This is a genomic window from Sulfurivermis fontis, from assembly GCF_004001245.1.
In the GTDB taxonomy this organism is placed as follows: domain Bacteria; phylum Pseudomonadota; class Gammaproteobacteria; order Thiohalomonadales; family Thiohalomonadaceae; genus Sulfurivermis; species Sulfurivermis fontis.
In genome coordinates, this window is the sequence record NZ_AP018724.1 from 1,951,723 (window position 1) to 1,967,909 (window position 16,187).

Consider the following 16,187-nt stretch of genomic DNA (forward strand, 5'->3'; position numbering starts at 1 on the left):
CGCCGCCGCCGTGGCACGGTTGATGCAAAAACCTCTGCAACGATGAAGAGGTATGCAACGTGACCGAATATCTCCTGCTCCTGCTCGGCACCGCCCTGGTGAACAACGTGGTCCTGGTGAAGTTCCTCGGCCTGTGTCCGTTCATGGGCGTATCCAGCAAGGTGGACTCCGCCCTCGGCATGGGTCTGGCCACCACCTTCGTGCTCACCCTCGCCGCCTTTGCCGGCTGGCTGCTGGAGCACTTCGTGCTGCAGCCGCTCGGCATCGGCTTCCTGCGCATCCTCGCCTTCATCCTGGTCATCGCCGCGGTGGTGCAGTTCACCGAGATGGTGGTGCGCAAGACCAGCCCGGCCCTGTACCAGATGCTCGGCATCTTCCTGCCGCTGATCACCACCAATTGCGCCGTGCTCGGCGTCGCCCTGCTCAACGTGCAGGAGGGCAACGGCTTCGTGCACAGCCTGCTGTACGGCTTCGGTTCGGCCCTCGGCTTCACCCTGGTGATGGTGCTGTTCGCCGGCATGCGCGAGCGCCTGGCCCTCGCCGCGGTACCGGCGCTGTTCAAGGGCGCGCCCATCGGCTTCATCGTCGCCGGTCTGCTGTCGCTGGCGTTCATGGGCTTCGGCGGGCTGCCGGTGAAGTAGGAGCCCACTCCGTGGGCGAAAAGCCGTATAACCGGCCCCGAGCGAATGAATGGATTGTTGCAAATGACGTACAGAGGTAACCGATCATGTTCGCTGCCGTACTGAGTCTGACCGTGCTGGGCCTGGCCCTGGGCTGGCTGCTCGGCCTCGCCGCGCGCCGCTTCAAGGTGGAGGTCGATCCGCGCGTGGCGCAGGTGGAGGCGCTGATGCCGGGATCGCAGTGCGGCCAGTGCGGCTTCCCCGGCTGTGGCCCCGCCGCGCTGGCGGTGGTCAACGGCGAGGCGCCGCTGACCCTGTGCCCGCCCGGCGGCAAGGCGCTGGTGGAGGCGCTCGGCAACACCCTCGGCGTCAGCGTCGACACCTCGGCGATGAACGACGGCGGCCCGCGCCTGGCGCGCGTCGACGAGTCCATCTGCATCGGCTGCATCAAATGCCTGCGCACCTGCCCCACCGACGCCATCATCGGCGCGCCGAAGCAGATCCACGTGGTGATGGAACGCGCCTGCACCGGCTGCGGCGCCTGCATCGACATCTGCCCCACCGGCGCCCTCGCCCTGGTGGAGGAGCAACCCACCCTGCGCACCTGGCGCTGGAGCAAACCCGAACTCGTCGCGGCATGAACGCGCCCCGTGAAATCGCCGACAACTCCGTGAGGTGACCGCATGAAAAACGCATACACCGTCCATCGCCAAGACACCGCAGCACGGAACACCGCGCCCCGCCTCACCCCCGCCGCGCGCAACGGCTGGCGTCTCGGCAGCGACGCGCCGCACCGCTGCGCCGAGGCGGAAACCCGCCGGCTGGTGCTGCTCATGGAATCCGTGGCATGAAACTGTTCCGCTTCCGCGGCGGCATCCACCCGCCCACCCGCAAGGAGCTGAGCGCCGACGCGGCCATCGAGACCATGCCGCTGCCGGAACGGCTGTACATCCCGATGCAGCAGCACATCGGCGTGCCCGCCGAACCGGCGGTGAAGATCGGCCAGCACGTGCTCAAGGGCCAGTTGCTGGCGCGCGCCAGCGGCGCGCTGTCGGCGCCGATCCACGCCCCCACCTCGGGCTGGGTGCGCGCCGTCACCGACTTCACCGCGCCGCATCCCTCCGGCCTGCCGATCCTCACCGTGGTGCTGGAGCCGGACGGCAAGGACGAGTGGGATGAATTCCCGCAGCCGAAGGACCCGTTCGAGATGCCGCCGGAACTGATCGCCGAGCGCGTCGCCGCGGCCGGCATCGTCGGCATGGGCGGCGCCACCTTCCCCACCGCGGTGAAGCTGAGTGGCGCCACCAACAAGCACATCCACACCCTGCTCATCAACGGCGGCGAGTGCGAGCCCTACCTCACCTGCGACGATCGCCTGATGCGCGAGCGCGCCGCGGAGATCATCGACGGCGTGCGCCTGATCCTGCACGGCATCCGCTGGGGCCGCGCCCTCATCGCCATCGAGGACAACAAGCCGGAAGCCCTCGCCGCGATGCGCGAGGCGGCCAAGGGCCATGGCCAGCTGGAAGTGGTCGCCGTGCCGACGCTGTATCCGATGGGTTCGGAGAAGCAGCTGATCAAGACCGTCACCGGACTCGAAGTCCCCGCCGGCGGTCTTGCCGCGCAGGTGGGCGTGCTGGTGCAGAACGTCGCCACCGCCTACGCCGTGCACGAGGCGATCCGCTACGGCCGTCCGCTGGTGCGGCGCATCGTCACGGTGAGCGGCGGCGCGGTGCGCGACCGGCGCAACCTGGAGGTGCCCATCGGCACCCTGGTGGACGACCTGCTGCGTCACTGCGGCCTCAACGGCGAACCGGCCCGCCTGCTGATGGGCGGGCCGATGATGGGCACGGTGCTACCGCACAGCATGGTGCCCATCGTCAAGGGCAGCAACGGCGTGCTGGCGCTGGACCGTCCGGAACTGCCGGAGGGCGCCGCCTCGCCCTGCATCCGCTGCGGCTCCTGCGTGCGCGTCTGCCCGGTGGGCCTGATGCCGCTGGAACTGATGAAACGCGCACAGGCCAACGACCTCGACGCCGCCGTGGATTACGGCCTGTCCGATTGCCTGTCCTGCGGCACCTGCGCCTACGTCTGCCCGGCGCACCTGCCGCTGACCCACTACTTCAACTACGCCAAGGGCGAACTCGCCGCGCGCGCGCAGCAGAAGCGCAAGAACGACTACACCAAACAGCTGGTGCAGGCGCGCCAGGCACGCCTGGAACGCGAGGCCCAGGCCAAGGCCGCGGCGGCGGCCAAACGCAAGGCCGAACGCGCGGCGAAGAAGGCGCAGGAGGCAGAGGCATGACCACCCCCATCAGCGGCCCCCACTATCACGGCCAGCGCAGCGTGCGCGGCATCATGCTGCAGGTGATGCTGGCGCTGGTGCCGGCCACCCTCTTCGCCCTGTGGCAGTTCGGCTGGCCGGCGCTGTTCCTGTTCGTCATTACGCTGCTCAGCGCCATCGCCACCGAGGCGCTGTCGCTGCATCTCGCCGGCAAGGCGCAGCGCGTGTTCCTGCTCGACGGTTCCGGCCTGCTCACCGCCTGGCTGCTGGCGCTGAGCCTGCCGCCCTGGGCGCCGTGGTGGCTCGGCGTGGTGGGCGGCGCCTTCGCCATCGTGCTCGGCAAGCAGGTGTTCGGCGGCATCGGCCAGAACCTGTTCAACCCGGCGATGCTGGCGCGGGTCGCCTTGCTCATCTCCTTCCCCGTCGTCATGACGCGCTGGACCGTCCCGCAGCCGCTGTTCAGCGCCGGCGCGCCGGGCTTCATCGACAGCCTGCGCATCACCTTCGGCGGCAGCGCCGATCACGACAGTCTCACCGGCGCCACCGTGCTCGGCCACAGCAAGACCGAACTCACGCGCGGCATCGGCCTCGACGTTTCGCTGACGGATGTCTACACGCCGCTGGATTACCTGTTCGGCGTCAGCAGCGGCAGCCTGGGCGAAACCTCCGCGCTGCTGTTGCTGCTCGGCGGCGTGTTCCTGCTCGCGCGCCGCATCATCACCTGGCAGATCCCCGTGGCCATGCTGGCGACGGTGGCGCTGCTCGCCGGTGTGATGCACCTGATCGACCCGCTGCGTTACGCCGACCCGCTGCTGCACATCCTCGCCGGCGGTCTGATGCTCGGCGCCTTCTTCATCGCCACCGACCCGGTGACCTCGCCGAGCAGCGGAGCCGGCCAACTGGTATTCGGCGCCGGCTGTGGTGCGCTGGTCTATGTCATCCGCACCTGGGGCGGTTTCCCCGAGGGGCTCGCCTTCGCCGTGCTGATCATGAACGCCGCCACCCCGCTCATCGATCACTACCTGCGTCCCCGCGTCTACGGCCGCAACCGCCGCGGCGCACCGCTGACCTACACGCCGGAACAACTGGGGCGGGAGAGAGAATGACACACAAGGCCAATCCGGAACCGGAATACCGCAAGCGCCTCGCCTACTCCGCGGCGCTGCTCGGCGGCTTCGCCATGCTGGCCGGCGCCGCGCTCACCCTCGGCCACGTCCATACCCGCGACGACATCGCCGCGCGCCTGGCCGAGGACCGCAAGGCCTCCCTCAGCCAGGTGATCCCCGACGCGCTGCACGACAACGACCTCCTCGCCGCCCCGTTGCAGCTTGACCTCGGCGCAGCCGGCAGCAAGACCGTGTTCCGCGCCACGCAGAACGGCGCAGTCAGCGCCGTTGCCTTCGAGATGATCGGCCAGGGCTACGGCGGCGCCATCGTCGTCCTGCTCGGCCTCGACCGCGACGGCAGGGTGCTCGGCGCCCGCGTCATCGCCCACAACGAAACGCCGGGCCTCGGCGACAAGATCGAGGTGAAGAAGGATCGCTGGATCACCAGCCTCGACGGCCACAGCCTCGCCGAGCTGGGCCACGGCGGCTGGCAGGTAAAGAAAGACGGCGGCCAATTCGATCAGTTCACCGGCGCAACGATCACGCCGCGTGCGGTGATAACGGCAGTGCGCAACGGCCTCGAACTGTTCGCCACTCACCGTGAAGAGTTGCTGGCCATGAGTACAAAGGATGAAAACAAGGACACGATGAACAAGAAAACACAGGATTGACAAGATAGCAATCTTGTCAATCTTGAAACATCTTGTTCATCTTGTCTGAGGTTTTGACTGTAAGTGCTCCGTGGTCGAGGGGCACTTGCAACTTGAAACTTTTTACTTGCAACTGGGGTTCATCATGACCGACTACAAACGCATCGTCCGCGACGGCCTGTGGGACAACAATGTGGTATTCGCGCAGATGCTGGCGCTGTGCCCGCTGCTCGCCGTCACCGGCACCGCCACCAACGGCCTCGGCATGGGCCTCGCCTCCGCCGCGGTGATGGTGCTGTCCGGTATGGTCATCGCCCTGTTCCGCGGCCTGGTCACCCCCGAGGTGCGCATTCCGGTGTTCGTCCTGCTCATCGCCGCCATCGTCACCCTGGTGGACATGATGATGAACGCCTGGCTGCACGAACTGTACAAGGTGCTCGGCTTGTTCATCCCGCTGATCGTCACCAACTGCGCCATCCTCGGCCGCGCCGAATCCTTCGCCTCGAAAAACCCGGTGCTGGCCTCCGCCGCCGACGGCCTGTTCATGGGACTGGGCTTCACCTTCGCCCTGGTCGTGCTCGGCGCCGTGCGCGAGATCATCGGCAGCGGCACCCTGTTCGCCAACGCCGCCCTGCTGCTGGGCGAGCCGTTCCATTTCATGGAACTCACCCTGCTGCCCGGCTACGACGGCTTCCTGCTGATGATCCTGCCGCCCGGCGGCTTCCTCGCCCTCGGCTTCCTGCTCGCCGGCAAGCGCCTGCTCGACGCCCGCCGCAGCCGCGCCGCGGTGCAGCCCGAGCCGACCCCGGCAGCGGAACCCGTCACAGGGTGATGAAGACCAGATGATAAATGTGGGTGGGTTGCAACCCGCCAACTTATATCTCCCTTCCCCCTGAGAGGCCAGGGTGAGGGAATCCATACAACCCTCGCAGAGGAGCAACACCATGCGCATCAGCATCGCCTACGCCGAACCGCACTACCAGTTCTGGCAAGAACTCGACATCGACGACGGCGCCACCGTCGCCTACGCCATCGAGCGTTCCGGCATTCTCGGCCGCTTCCCCGAGATCGATCTGGAGGAACAGAAGGTGGGCGTATTCGGCAAGGTGGTGAAGATGGACGCCGTGCTCAACGAAGGCGACCGCCTGGAGATCTACCGGCCGATCACCGCCGACCCGGAGACGGTGCCGCGAAAGGATGGCGGGGAGGAAGACGAGGATTGACGTTCGCCAAAACCGGCGAGCGGATGTGGCGCGAGGTTGGCGAAGCGGGTGTCCCGCAGCCCAGGTGCCAACCGAGCGGCGATGACAAGCGGTGGACTGAAGTCAGCCCTACGCTACGAGGTTGCCAGCCACTGGCGCAGGAACTGCTTACGTTTGCGTTCGCCGAGGTGGTCGATGATCTTGCTGCGTACCTCGCTGAACGGGATGACGCCGCCGGGCTCGATGGCCTCGCACCAGAGGATGTGCAGGCCGATTTCCGATTCGAGCACCTCGCTCACCTCGCCGGCGGCCAGCGTGAACAGCGCAGCGTCGAGGGCGGCGTAGAGCATGCCCGGTTTGACGCGGCCGAGACGGCCGCCCTCGAGGGCGCTGGGGCATTCGGAATGGCGCCGGGCCATGGCCGCGAACTGCTGCATCGGGTCGGTGATCTCGCGGCGGATCTGCTGCAGGCGCGGCAGGGCGCGGTCGCGGCGGTTGTCCGCATAGGCCTCGTTGAGGGTGATGAGGATGTGGCGGACGGTACGGATCTCCGGGCGGGTGAAGCGCTCGGGGTGCTGATAGTAGTAGATGGCCGCCTCGTCGTCGCTGACGGTGCAGTGCGCGGCGGAGACACGCTCGATGACGGCATCGACGCGCAGTTCGCGCTCCAGCGCACCGCGCAGTGTGAGCGGGTCCAGGCCGTTGCCGGCCAGATCGTCGCGGAAAGATTCTTCGTTGTCGTAGCGGACGCGGATGGATTGCACCGCCTGCTCCACCACCGCCGCCGGCACATGCACATCCTGCGCGGCAGCATGCGCCAACACGCGGTCCTGCAACGCCGCCGCACGTGCGACCTGCAGGTCCACCGCCTGCCGCTCGTCGTCCGACAGCTGCGCCGGGGTGCGCTGGAAACCGGCCAGGGCGGTGCGCAGGCGCAGGTAGTTGTCGGTGGTCATGCCTGTTCCTCCACGGGATTCAGGCCGCGCTCCGGCACGCGCAGGGTCAGGTCGTGAAAGATGACGTCGTAGCTGACGCCAGTTTCATCGTCGCGCCACACCTTGAGGATCTGGCCACGCGCGCCGGCCTGCACCAACACCTTGCCCTGATGGGCCAAGGTCAGCGCGGCGCTGACGTATTCGCGGCTTTCGAAGCGGCTCGGCACCCAATGCGCGGCGGCGTCGATCAGTTCCTCTTCGCGGCAGCCGACCACGCGTTCGTCGTCCAGGAAGTGCACCTCGTAGATGATCTGATCCTGCAGAAAGGTGCCGATGTTGCGCACAAAGCCGACGCTGCCACGGCGCACCAGCAGGTCGCCGGTGGCCATGCCCGGAAAGGTGCCGTCATTGCGCACGTTGCGGATCACGCGCACCTTGTCGCCGTAGTCGAATTGCGGTCGCATCAGAAGCTCCTGATATCCGTGAACGTCACCGGTACCTTGCGCGGCGCGGCGGCCTGGAACACCTTGAACACCTTTTCGGTCACCGCATCGGACAGCACGAAGTCTTGATAGGCGGCAGCCAGTGCCTCGCGGTAGGCAGCACGCTGTGCATCCTCGTCCTCCGGCAGGCTCACCCGCTGCATGTAGTCATGGAAGCGTTGCAGGATGTGCAGGCGGTAGACCTGCACCACGGCACGCTCGTAACCGATGCCGAAGTAGTCGAGGAAATCCTCGGTGCTTTCCAGATCCTGCAAATCGTCGTTCAGCGTGCTCATGATTGCCTCCTGATATGTTTGTCCTGCCTATCGCTGACCGGCTGCAACTGGCCGGGCTGCGTGAAACTGGCGCAACAACCTTCGCACCACCGGCGTGGAATGAAAGCAGCCGTGGCTACACCGCCGCCGACAGTGTGGCGGTTTGACACACCGCCAGCAGCGCACCGGCGCCGAGCCGGTCCGCCGCGTCCAGTTCGCGCACCTTGGCCAGACGCGCAAAGCCTTCGTCGTGCCTTCCCAGGCGTAGCAGCAGCAGCCCTTCCGCCTTGAGGGCGAGCAGGCAGAAGCGTACCAGGCCCATGGAGTGCCGCACGGCATCGCTCAGCCAGGGCAGGTCGAGCGAGCGCCAGTCGCCGGGAAATCCCAGCATCGCCCCGGCTGCCAGCCGCGCCTGCTCGGCGATGCGCAATGCCTCGTCCAGCTGGTGCTGGTAATAGAAGTAGCGATACAGCGCGACCAGGACCGTGAGATTGCCGGGCGCCAGCACATAGGCGCGCAGTAGCGGCTGCTCCGCCGCACCGCCGGCATAGCCGTCGGCGGCCTCGTTCAGCAGCGCCTCGACGCGCGCCGGCAACGGCGCATCGAAGTACAGGCTGTAGTCATTGAATTCGAGCAGGTCCATGTCAGCGCTTCGCGTGGGGACCGTCGTGATCGAAGGCATGGGCGTCGCAGTGGCCGCCTTCGGCGCACTCGCCGCAGGCGCCGTCCGGCATCTGCGCCAGCTTCTTTTCCAGGTGTTCGATGCGCTCCATCAGGCAGCCGATGGCGCGGCCCACCGGATCTGGGATCAGGTGGTGGTCCAGATCGATGCCGTGCACGGTGCGGCGGGCGGCGTTGCGGGCGCGCACGATGCGGCCGGGGATGCCGACCACCGTGCGCCCTGCCGGCACGTCCTGCACCACCACCGAATTGGCGCCGACGCGCACGCCATCGGCCAGATGGATCGCGCCAAGGACTTTGGCGCCGGCGCCGACCAGCACGCCGTTGCCCAGCTGCGGATGACGACGGCCCTTGTTCCAGCTGGTGCCGCCGAGGGTGACGCCGTGGTACAGCGTGCAGTCGTCGCCTACGATGGCGGTCTCGCCGATCACCACACCGGCGCCGTGGTCGATGAAGAAGCGGCGGCCGATCTGCGCGCCGGGATGGATGTCGATGTTGGTGGTGAGGCGCACCATGAACGCCAGTAGGCGCGCAAGATAGCGCCAGCCACGGCGCCACAGCTTGTGGGCCACGCGATGCAGCATGATGGCGTGCACGCCGGGATAGGTGGTCAGCACCTCGAAACGGTTGCGCGCCGCCGGGTCACGTTCGAACACGCAGGCGATGTCCTCGCGCCACAGCGCGAACAGGCCCGGGGCGGGCGCAGAAACTTCATTGATGGCCAACTCTGCACTGTTCATCATTGCCTCCGTTTTGCTTGCGCGTAGTGCACGGTGCGCACCCTACAAACACACCTGCTTTGCGGCCTTTGTGTCTTGGCGTTCAACGGTTTTGCTCAGTTCGGCCCGGTAGATGACCTCCAGCTCAGCCGCCTCCGGCGCGCGTTTGTGCTGCACGGCGAAGGCGCGGATCCGCGGCAACAGCCGCTGCGCCTGTTCCTCGCTCAGACGGATGCCCAGCTCGGCATAGCCGCGCATCACGCCGTGACTGCCCGAGTGCTTGCCCAGCACCAGGCGATGGGCACGGCCGAGCAGCGCCGGGTCGAAGCCCTGGTAGTTGCGCGGATCCTTGAGCAGGCCGTCGACATGGATGCCGGATTCGTGGGTGAACACCCCCTCGCCCACCACGCTCTTCTGCCACGGCAGCGGCCGCCCCGAGGCCTCGGCCACCAGCTGCGACACCGCATCGATGCCGCGCAGTTCGATGCCGCTGTCGAGGCCGTGCAGACAGCGCAGCGCCATCGCCACCTCTTCCAGCGCGGCATTGCCGGCGCGCTCGCCGAGACCATTGACGGTGGTGTTGACGTGCGTCGCGCCGGCGCGCACCGCGGCGAGCGTATTGGCTGTGGCCAGACCGAGGTCGTCGTGGGCATGCATCTCGATGGCGAGGTCGGTGGCGCGGCGCAGGCGCGCGATGCGTTCGTACACGGCGAAGGGATCGAGCACGCCGAGGGTGTCGGCGAAACGGAACCGTGTTGCACCGGCGGCCTGTGCCGTCTCCGCCACCTGCAACAGAAAATCGTCGTCGGCACGCGAGGCATCCTCGCCGCCCACGCACACCTCCAGCCCGAGTTCCAGCGCACGCGGTATGCAGCGTTCGATGTTGGCCAGCACCCAGGCACGGTCACGCCCCAGCTTGCGGGCAATCTGCTGCTCGGACACCGGGATGGAGAGATCCACCATCTGCACGCCGAGATCGGCACACAGGGCGATGTCGTCGTCGCGCATGCGCGCCCACACCAGCAGGTGTGCATTCAGCCCGAGCGTGGCCAGCGCCTGTATGCCCTCACGTTCCTCGGCCCCCATCGCCGGTATCCCCACCTCCAGCTCCGGCACGCCGATGCCGTCCAGGGCGCGGGCGATGGCCAGCTTCTCGTCCAGCGAGAAGGCCACGCCGGCGGTCTGTTCGCCGTCGCGCAGGGTGGTGTCGTCGATGATGAGGGGGCGTGGATTCATGGCTTGCTCCTGTTGTATTTCTCAGAGCAAGCGCTGTGCCAGCATAAGATTATTTGTGTATCAATGAGTTGCAAGGCACTCGCCGTGCGCAGTTACAACGCGGACCAGATCATTGTCGTGTTTGCGACAGGGCAATGGGCAGCTATCCCGTAGGATGTGCGAAAAAAATCCGCGGAGGACGCCCCGCCGACTTCGCTGACCGAAGTGACAGACCATCTCCGCGTGGGAGCACAAAATGCGCCAAAGAGGGGTATCCGATCAGGCGAAACTCGGTGTGAAGGCCTGCTGCGGATCTTGCACCGGCAGGTTGTTCTTGACATCCCAGTACGGTGACAGGCGGCGCAGCTGCGCGACGATGGACGGCACCGCCTCGATCACCCGCGTCACCTCGTCCATGGTGTTGTAGCGCGAGAACGAGAAACGCACCGAACCGTGCGCCGCGGTATAGGGAATGTCCATGGCACGCATCACGTGCGACGGCTCCAGCGAACCGGAGGTGCAGGCCGAGCCGCTGGAGGCGGCGATGCCGGCCTTGTTGAGCAGCAGCAGGATCGCCTCGCCCTCGATGTATTCGAAGGCGATGTTGCTGGTATTGGGCAGACGGTGGTGCGGATCGCCGGTGACGAAACTGTTGGGCACGCGGCCGATGATACCCTGCTCCAGCGTGTCGCGCAGACGGCGCACGGCGCTGTTCTCGTGCTCCATGTAATGCAGCGCCAGCTCCGCCGCCACGCCCAGGCCGACGATGCCGGCAGCGTTCTCGGTGCCGGCACGACGGCCGCGCTCCTGATGGCCGCCGCGCAGCAGCGGGCGATAGCGCAGGCCACGGCGCAGATACAGCACGCCGACGCCCTTGGGGGCATGCAGCTTGTGGCCGGACAGTGACAGCATGTCGATGGCCGTGGATTTCAGATCGATGGGAATCTTGCCGGCGGCCTGCACGGCATCGGTATGGAACAGCACACCGGCGCTGCGCGCCAGTTCGGCCATCTCGCGCACCGGAAACAGCGTGCCGGTTTCGTTGTTGGCCCACATCACCGACACCAGCGCCACGCGCGGCGACAGCACGGCGCGGTACTGGTCGAGGTCGAGGCGGCCCTGCCGGTCGACCTGGAGGTAATGCACCGTATAGCCTTCGTCCTGTTCCAGGTGCTGACACAGGTTCAGCACCGCCGGATGCTCCACGGTGGTGGTGATGATCTCGCGCCGTTCGGGCTGGGTCTTCAGGGCGGACAGGAGCGCCGTGCTGTTGGATTCGGTGCCGCAGGAGGTGAACACGATCTCGCTGTCGTGCGCCGCGCCGAGCAGCGCCTGCACCTGGCTGCGTGCCTGCTTGAGGGCGCGGCCCACCTTGTCGCCGAAGCCGTGCATGCTGGAGGGATTGCCGTACTGCTCGGTGAAGAACGGCAGCATGGCCTGCACCACGGCGTCGTCGACGCGTGTGGTGGCGTTGTTGTCGAGATAGATGTCGGCCATGATCAGCGCCCTCCCGCCGCAGCGCGCTTCAGTTCGCTCGCCGGCACCACGCGCACCATCTCGCCCAGCGCCTCGATGAGCTTCTGCTGGATGCCGCCCAGGGTGGCGCCGGCCATCATGCAGCCGGTGCAGGCGCCGATCAGGTTGACGTAAATGGTGTTGCCGTCCACCTCCACCAGCTCGACATCGCCGTGGTCGCGGCGCAGCATCGGGCGCAGTTCTTCCAGTACCTGCTCGATGCGGCGGATGCGTTGCAGATTGGTCAGGCCGCCACAGGGCACCACCTCGGCCAGCACCGGCCCCGGCGCGGGGGCTTCCCCCCAGATCCCGGCCAGCACCTTTTCGATCCCTTCGTGGCAGGTGGCGCAACTGCCGCCGGCCTTGGTGTAGTTGGTGATGTCGGCGATGGTGCGCAGATTGTTGGCGCGTGCGGTCTGCTCGATCATCGCCGCGTCGATGCCGAAGCACTTGCAGATCAGCGCCCCTTCCTCATGGTCGTCATGCCATTCCTCGCCACGGTAGTTGGCGATGGCGGCGGCCAGCGCCTCGCGGCCCATCACCGAGCAGTGCATCTTCTCCGCCGGCAGGCCGTCGAGATAATCGGCGATGTCCTGGTTGGAAATCTTCAGCGCCTGCTCCAGCGTCAGGCCCTTCACCATCTCGGTGAGCGCCGACGACGAGGCGATGGCCGAACCGCAGCCGAAGGTCTGGAAGCCGGCGTCGACGATGGTGTCGCTCTGCGGGTCCACCTTCAGCGTCAGGCGCAGCGCATCGCCGCAGGAGATGGAACCCACTTCACCGACGGCATTGGCCCCCTCCACCGCCCCGGCGTTGCGCGGATTGAAGAAATGCTCCTTCACCTTCTCCGAGTATTCCCACATGGCGCACCTCCTCAGGCGGAAAACGACTTGCCGCAGCCGCAGGTGGAACTGGCGTTGGGGTTGTGGAAGGTGAAGCCGCTCTCCGCCAGGGTGTCGACGAAGTCGACGGTGACGCCGCTCAGCATCTGCGCGCTGGCCGGGTCGAGATAGATCCGCACGCCATGCGCCTCCACCACCGTATCGCCGAGGGCGGGGTCGTTTTCCAGCTTCATCTCGTACTGAAAGCCGGAACAGCCGCCGCCGGTGACGGCGAGGCGCAGGGCCTTGGCGGGGGTGTCGTTGCCGCGGATGAAACGGCGGGCGGCCTTGGCGGCACGTTCTGTCACGGTAATCATGGTTTTCCCTCCTGGTGAAAAGCCTGTGCTTTACACTCAGCAATGGCCGTGCCACTTCGGGATATGATTTTTTCCCGCTGTTTTTTCAGTAGTTTTTGGCGCGCGAGAAAAAATGGGCTGTGCCGTAACAATCATCGGGGGAGGGTTTGTCGCAGATGCGACAAGCCGCTGGAGGATCACTGGGCGGATGACGCCGCCGGATACTTGCGCCAGGCCTGCAACTGCGTCGTCTGCCAGCCGCGCCGGCGGTAGAACGCCAGGGCCGGGGCATTGGCGGTGTCGGCGAGCAGTTGCAGGCGCGTGATGCCGCGTGCGCCGCACCACGCCTCCAGTGCGTCGAGCAGGGCGCTGCCGATACCGCTGCCGCGGCGGTCGTGACGTACCACCACATCCTCCACCAGGGCCGCCTCGCCGCCCTCGGCGGTGGAGATCAGCACTTGAGCAGTACACATGCCGCACACCGCGCCGCCGTCTTCCGCCACCAGCACCAGGGCCTGTTGCGGCCGCTGCAGCAGGCGCTCCAGCGCCACCCATTGCCGCGCCGGATCGGGCTGAAAATCCGCTTCGATGCTGAAGAGTTCCCCGAGCAGGGCGCACAGGGCGGGGAGATCGCCGGCCGTGGCCGGGCGCACGCGGCAGGCCATGCTCAGCCGCCCATCACGTGCTGGTAGGCGCGGCGCAACAACTCCAGTTCCACGCGTGGCAGATCGCGCGCCTGGGTCAGGTCGATGAAGGTGGCGCCGTGCGCCGCGGCGGCGGCAAAGGGCGGATCAATGGAGGTGAGACGCGCCAGATAGACGGTCAGCGGACCATCCGGCACGTCGACGCGCACAACGAATCCGCCGTCGAGTTCGACGCTGCCGTCCGGCAGGCCGAGCAGCTGTTCCATGCGTCCGGCGAGCGGCGCCGGATGCGGCACGACGGCCGGCTCGAAACGCGCCTTTTCTTCCGGTTCCACCACGGCGGCAAGCGCCGGCAGGGCGCCGAAGCCGCACACCGTATGGTCGGCGAGACGCAGGAAGCGCAAGCGCGCACTGGTCGCCTGCTTGTGGTAGACGATCAAACGCGCGGCGGCGCCCACGTCAACCCCACAGGTCCGGCGGGGCGAGCAGCGCCGCCACCGGCGCGCCGCCGACGAGATGCTGCTCGACGATGGTGCCGACATCCTCCTTCTTCAGGCCGCTGTACATCACGCCTTCCGGATAGACCAGCACATTGGGACCCACGCCGCACGGGCCGATGCAGGCGGTGGTGGTGAGCTGCACCGGGCCGAGCAGGTTGCGGCCCTGCAACTGGAACCAGAATTCCTCGGCGATGGCGGCGCACCCCTTCTGCTGGCAGGAGCCGCGCGGGTGGCCTTCCGGCCGCGCCTGCGTGCAGACGAACACATGTTTCTGCGGTTTCGGCATACGTCCCCCGACTCACGCGCTCAACGCGGCAGCGGCATGGCTGTGACACTTCTTGGAGCAGACACGGGCACAGGAGCCGCAGCCGATGCAGTCCAGCGCATCCACGATGGTCATCACCATGGCGACGTCGTCGGAGAAATCGTCATCCTCATCCTCGTCGTCGCCTTCGCGCTCGACCAGTTCGAACACATTGCGCGGGCACACCTTGTAGCAACGACCGCAACCGATGCACTCCTTCTGGTTGATGGCCACGATGAATTCAGGTGTCCAGGCGGCACCACCGCGGGTCAGGCCGGTAATCATTTCACTCATTTACATAGGCTCCGTTGTCATTGTCCGGCCTGCGCCGCCTGCCAGGCCTGGTTGGCCTCGGCCCACGACTTGCAGGCATCGTAGGTGGACTGCGCGATAGCCGGCAGTTCGTCGTAGGCGGCCGGCAGTTTGTCTTCGACCAGGTCGTGCAACTGCGAGGCCCATTCCGAGGCGATGCGCTTGCGCTTCTTCACCTCTTTCTCCAGTTCTTTTAGCTCTTCTTCAGTCATATAAAAGACCTCAACGCAAAGACGCCAAGACCGCAAAGGACGCAAAATTTCATGTAGAACCCAGCTCAAAAATACCTTGCTTCTCCTCCCCCACGGATGTGGGGGAGGCCGGGAGGGGGAGACCATGCCGGATTCGCCGCCCAGCCCCTCCCCAACCCTCCCCACAACGTGGGGAGGGAGTATTTTTGAGATGGGTTCTAGTAGCGATTCAGTCGCGGCATCACGCATCCCATCCTGCCCCTACCGCATGCGCAAGACATTCTGTTCTTGGCGCCCTTTGCGGTCTTGGCGTCTTTGCGTTTAACGATTTACAGCCCGGCAACCTTGGAGTACGTGCCGATCAGTTCCAGCGCCACCGACAGCAGCTTGTCGGCCTCATCCTTCATCTTGGACAGGCTGGCGAAACCGAAGCGGTGCACGTCGCGCAGGCTCCTGTCCAGCACCACCAGCTTGCCCACGGTGATCACCACACGGCCGAAACCTTCATGACTCAGCACCATCATCGGCACCGCCATCAGGCCACACTCCTTTTCGATCAGCGTGGAGATGGCGTTATAGAACGCCTTGACGCGCGCCATGGTCTCCTCGTCGGGATCACCGACCACCGGAATCTCCTTCTTGCGTTCCGGCGTCAGCACCAGCGGCTCCAGTATCTCCGCGGCACTCTTGCCTTCCCACACGCCATAGCTGTCCAGGGCGCGCATCTGCCTGACCATTTCCCGGATGAAATCCGTGTCCATGATCGGGGCGTTTTCCACCACTGCATCGTTCATTGCCGTACTCCTCTGTCGAATACCGTCGGGGATGCGGCATACGGGCGACGTAACTCGCCCCCGAATTACCACGTTAGTCCCGTATCCCGCATCCCGGACGATACTCAGTCCTCCCATCCCTCCGCGGCCATCGCATCGAAGCGACGGCGATCACGCCTCTGCCGTTCCAGGGCGCGGCTCACCCAGCCCGGCGCCGCCGAGGCAATCTCCTGCTGCAACACGGACAACAGCGCACTGATCGAGCTGCCCTCCGCCACGCGCATCGGCTGGATGCCCAGCCCCAGCAGCTGGCGCACGGCGGACGGGCCGATGGCCTGGCTGTACACCGCGGCGCAGCCGTCCAGCAATACGAACTTTTCCAGCAGCTTGTTCTCGTTGCCGTCCTGCTGCTGGCTGCCGAACTCCGCCACCTGCGACAGGGTCACGCGCCCCGCCTCGACGCGGTAGATGGCGAAGCGCTCGGCGGAGCCGAAATGCTGATCGACGTGTTTCAGGTCCGAGGTGGCGAAGGCCACCTGCAACGCGCGCTGCCCGGCGTCGCCCTCGCTCTCCAGCACCCGTAATTTCCTCTGCATCGCCAT

The 16,187-nt window shown here is 66.4% G+C and carries 24 protein-coding genes; 8 read left to right on the top strand and 16 right to left on the bottom strand.

All coding sequences use genetic code 11. From position 1 onward, the window contains the following. The first annotated feature begins 59 nt into the window (after nt 1–59). From rsxA to EP379_RS09915, 8 genes are all read left to right on the top strand, one after another. Nucleotides 60–641, top strand: coding sequence for an electron transport complex subunit RsxA (gene rsxA / locus EP379_RS09885; protein ID WP_127477650.1), 582 nt, complete (start codon nt 60–62; stop codon nt 639–641). 86 nt (nt 642–727) lie between these two features. Continuing rightward, on the top strand, nt 728–1,261 hold the full coding sequence (locus EP379_RS09890) for an RnfABCDGE type electron transport complex subunit B (RefSeq protein WP_127477651.1): 534 nt from the start codon (nt 728–730) through the stop codon (nt 1,259–1,261). A gap of 42 nt (nt 1,262–1,303) precedes the next feature. Beyond that, entirely contained in the window at nt 1,304–1,471 is a 168-nt protein-coding gene (locus EP379_RS16390) for a hypothetical protein (protein ID WP_172600437.1), read from the top strand. Beyond that, nucleotides 1,468–2,925, top strand: coding sequence for an electron transport complex subunit RsxC (rsxC, locus tag EP379_RS09895; RefSeq protein ID WP_127477652.1), 1,458 nt, complete (start codon nt 1,468–1,470; stop codon nt 2,923–2,925). Before EP379_RS16390 ends, rsxC begins: the two co-directional genes overlap by 4 nt. Then, nucleotides 2,922–4,010, top strand: a complete 1,089-nt coding sequence (locus EP379_RS09900; RefSeq protein ID WP_127477653.1) for an RnfABCDGE type electron transport complex subunit D — start codon at nt 2,922–2,924, stop codon at nt 4,008–4,010. The genes rsxC and EP379_RS09900 overlap by 4 nt, the downstream gene beginning before the upstream one ends. Further along, nucleotides 4,007–4,681, top strand: a complete 675-nt coding sequence (gene rsxG, locus EP379_RS09905) for an electron transport complex subunit RsxG (protein WP_127477654.1) — start codon at nt 4,007–4,009, stop codon at nt 4,679–4,681. Before EP379_RS09900 ends, rsxG begins: the two co-directional genes overlap by 4 nt. Nucleotides 4,682–4,805: 124 nt before the next feature. Further along, nucleotides 4,806–5,492 (top strand): electron transport complex subunit E, encoded by a 687-nt coding sequence (locus EP379_RS09910; protein ID WP_127477655.1) that lies wholly within the window; start codon nt 4,806–4,808, stop codon nt 5,490–5,492. Between the two features lie 112 nt (nt 5,493–5,604). Further along, complete coding sequence (locus tag EP379_RS09915; protein WP_127477656.1) at nt 5,605–5,883, top strand: RnfH family protein; 279 nt, start codon at nt 5,605–5,607, stop codon at nt 5,881–5,883. Nucleotides 5,884–5,996: 113 nt separating this feature from the next. Here the strand turns inward: EP379_RS09915 and nifM are convergent, their stop codons facing one another. The 16 genes from nifM to EP379_RS09995 all read right to left on the bottom strand — a co-directional run bounded on the left by nifM (nt 5,997) and on the right by EP379_RS09995 (nt 16,187). Beyond that, nucleotides 5,997–6,818 carry a nitrogen fixation protein NifM gene (nifM, locus tag EP379_RS09920; RefSeq protein ID WP_127477657.1) on the bottom strand — a complete coding sequence of 274 codons (822 nt, stop codon included), beginning with the start codon at nt 6,816–6,818 and terminating at the stop codon, nt 5,997–5,999. Next, nucleotides 6,815–7,261: a nitrogen fixation protein NifZ gene (locus EP379_RS09925; RefSeq protein ID WP_127477658.1), complete on the bottom strand. Its 447-nt coding sequence runs from the start codon at nt 7,259–7,261 to the stop codon at nt 6,815–6,817. The genes nifM and EP379_RS09925 overlap by 4 nt, the downstream gene beginning before the upstream one ends. Further along, a complete protein-coding gene (locus tag EP379_RS09930) occupies nt 7,261–7,575 on the bottom strand; it encodes a nitrogenase-stabilizing/protective protein NifW (RefSeq protein WP_127477659.1) in 315 nt (104 codons plus the stop codon). Before EP379_RS09930 ends, EP379_RS09925 begins: the two co-directional genes overlap by 1 nt. Nucleotides 7,576–7,690: 115 nt before the next feature. Next, complete coding sequence (locus EP379_RS09935) at nt 7,691–8,197, bottom strand: hypothetical protein (RefSeq protein WP_127477660.1); 507 nt, start codon at nt 8,195–8,197, stop codon at nt 7,691–7,693. Between the two features lies 1 nt (nt 8,198). After that, nucleotides 8,199–8,975, bottom strand: coding sequence for a serine O-acetyltransferase (cysE, locus tag EP379_RS09940; RefSeq protein ID WP_127478883.1), 777 nt, complete (start codon nt 8,973–8,975; stop codon nt 8,199–8,201). Nucleotides 8,976–9,017: 42 nt separating this feature from the next. Continuing rightward, nucleotides 9,018–10,190: a homocitrate synthase gene (gene nifV, locus EP379_RS09945; protein WP_127477661.1), complete on the bottom strand. Its 1,173-nt coding sequence runs from the start codon at nt 10,188–10,190 to the stop codon at nt 9,018–9,020. A 258-nt stretch (nt 10,191–10,448) separates the two neighbouring features. Next, nucleotides 10,449–11,666, bottom strand: coding sequence for a cysteine desulfurase NifS (nifS, locus tag EP379_RS09950; RefSeq protein ID WP_127477662.1), 1,218 nt, complete (start codon nt 11,664–11,666; stop codon nt 10,449–10,451). A gap of 2 nt (nt 11,667–11,668) precedes the next feature. After that, nucleotides 11,669–12,547, bottom strand: a complete 879-nt coding sequence (nifU, locus tag EP379_RS09955) for a Fe-S cluster assembly protein NifU (protein ID WP_127477663.1) — start codon at nt 12,545–12,547, stop codon at nt 11,669–11,671. Between the two features lie 11 nt (nt 12,548–12,558). Continuing rightward, entirely contained in the window at nt 12,559–12,882 is a 324-nt protein-coding gene (locus EP379_RS09960; RefSeq protein WP_127477664.1) for a HesB/IscA family protein, read from the bottom strand. A gap of 176 nt (nt 12,883–13,058) precedes the next feature. After that, entirely contained in the window at nt 13,059–13,526 is a 468-nt protein-coding gene (locus tag EP379_RS09965) for a GNAT family N-acetyltransferase (protein WP_127477665.1), read from the bottom strand. A 2-nt stretch (nt 13,527–13,528) separates the two neighbouring features. Further along, a complete protein-coding gene (locus EP379_RS09970; RefSeq protein WP_127477666.1) occupies nt 13,529–13,963 on the bottom strand; it encodes a hypothetical protein in 435 nt (144 codons plus the stop codon). A 1-nt stretch (nt 13,964) separates the two neighbouring features. Beyond that, nucleotides 13,965–14,291 carry a (2Fe-2S) ferredoxin domain-containing protein gene (locus EP379_RS09975; RefSeq protein WP_127477667.1) on the bottom strand — a complete coding sequence of 109 codons (327 nt, stop codon included), beginning with the start codon at nt 14,289–14,291 and terminating at the stop codon, nt 13,965–13,967. Between the two features lie 12 nt (nt 14,292–14,303). Further along, on the bottom strand, nt 14,304–14,603 hold the full coding sequence (fdxB, locus tag EP379_RS09980) for a ferredoxin III, nif-specific (RefSeq protein ID WP_127477668.1): 300 nt from the start codon (nt 14,601–14,603) through the stop codon (nt 14,304–14,306). Between the two features lie 17 nt (nt 14,604–14,620). Beyond that, nucleotides 14,621–14,833, bottom strand: coding sequence for a CCE_0567 family metalloprotein (locus EP379_RS09985; protein WP_127477669.1), 213 nt, complete (start codon nt 14,831–14,833; stop codon nt 14,621–14,623). 308 nt (nt 14,834–15,141) lie between these two features. Then, on the bottom strand, nt 15,142–15,606 hold the full coding sequence (locus EP379_RS09990; RefSeq protein WP_127477670.1) for a NifX-associated nitrogen fixation protein: 465 nt from the start codon (nt 15,604–15,606) through the stop codon (nt 15,142–15,144). Between the two features lie 104 nt (nt 15,607–15,710). Then, entirely contained in the window at nt 15,711–16,187 is a 477-nt protein-coding gene (locus EP379_RS09995) for a NifB/NifX family molybdenum-iron cluster-binding protein (RefSeq protein ID WP_127477671.1), read from the bottom strand.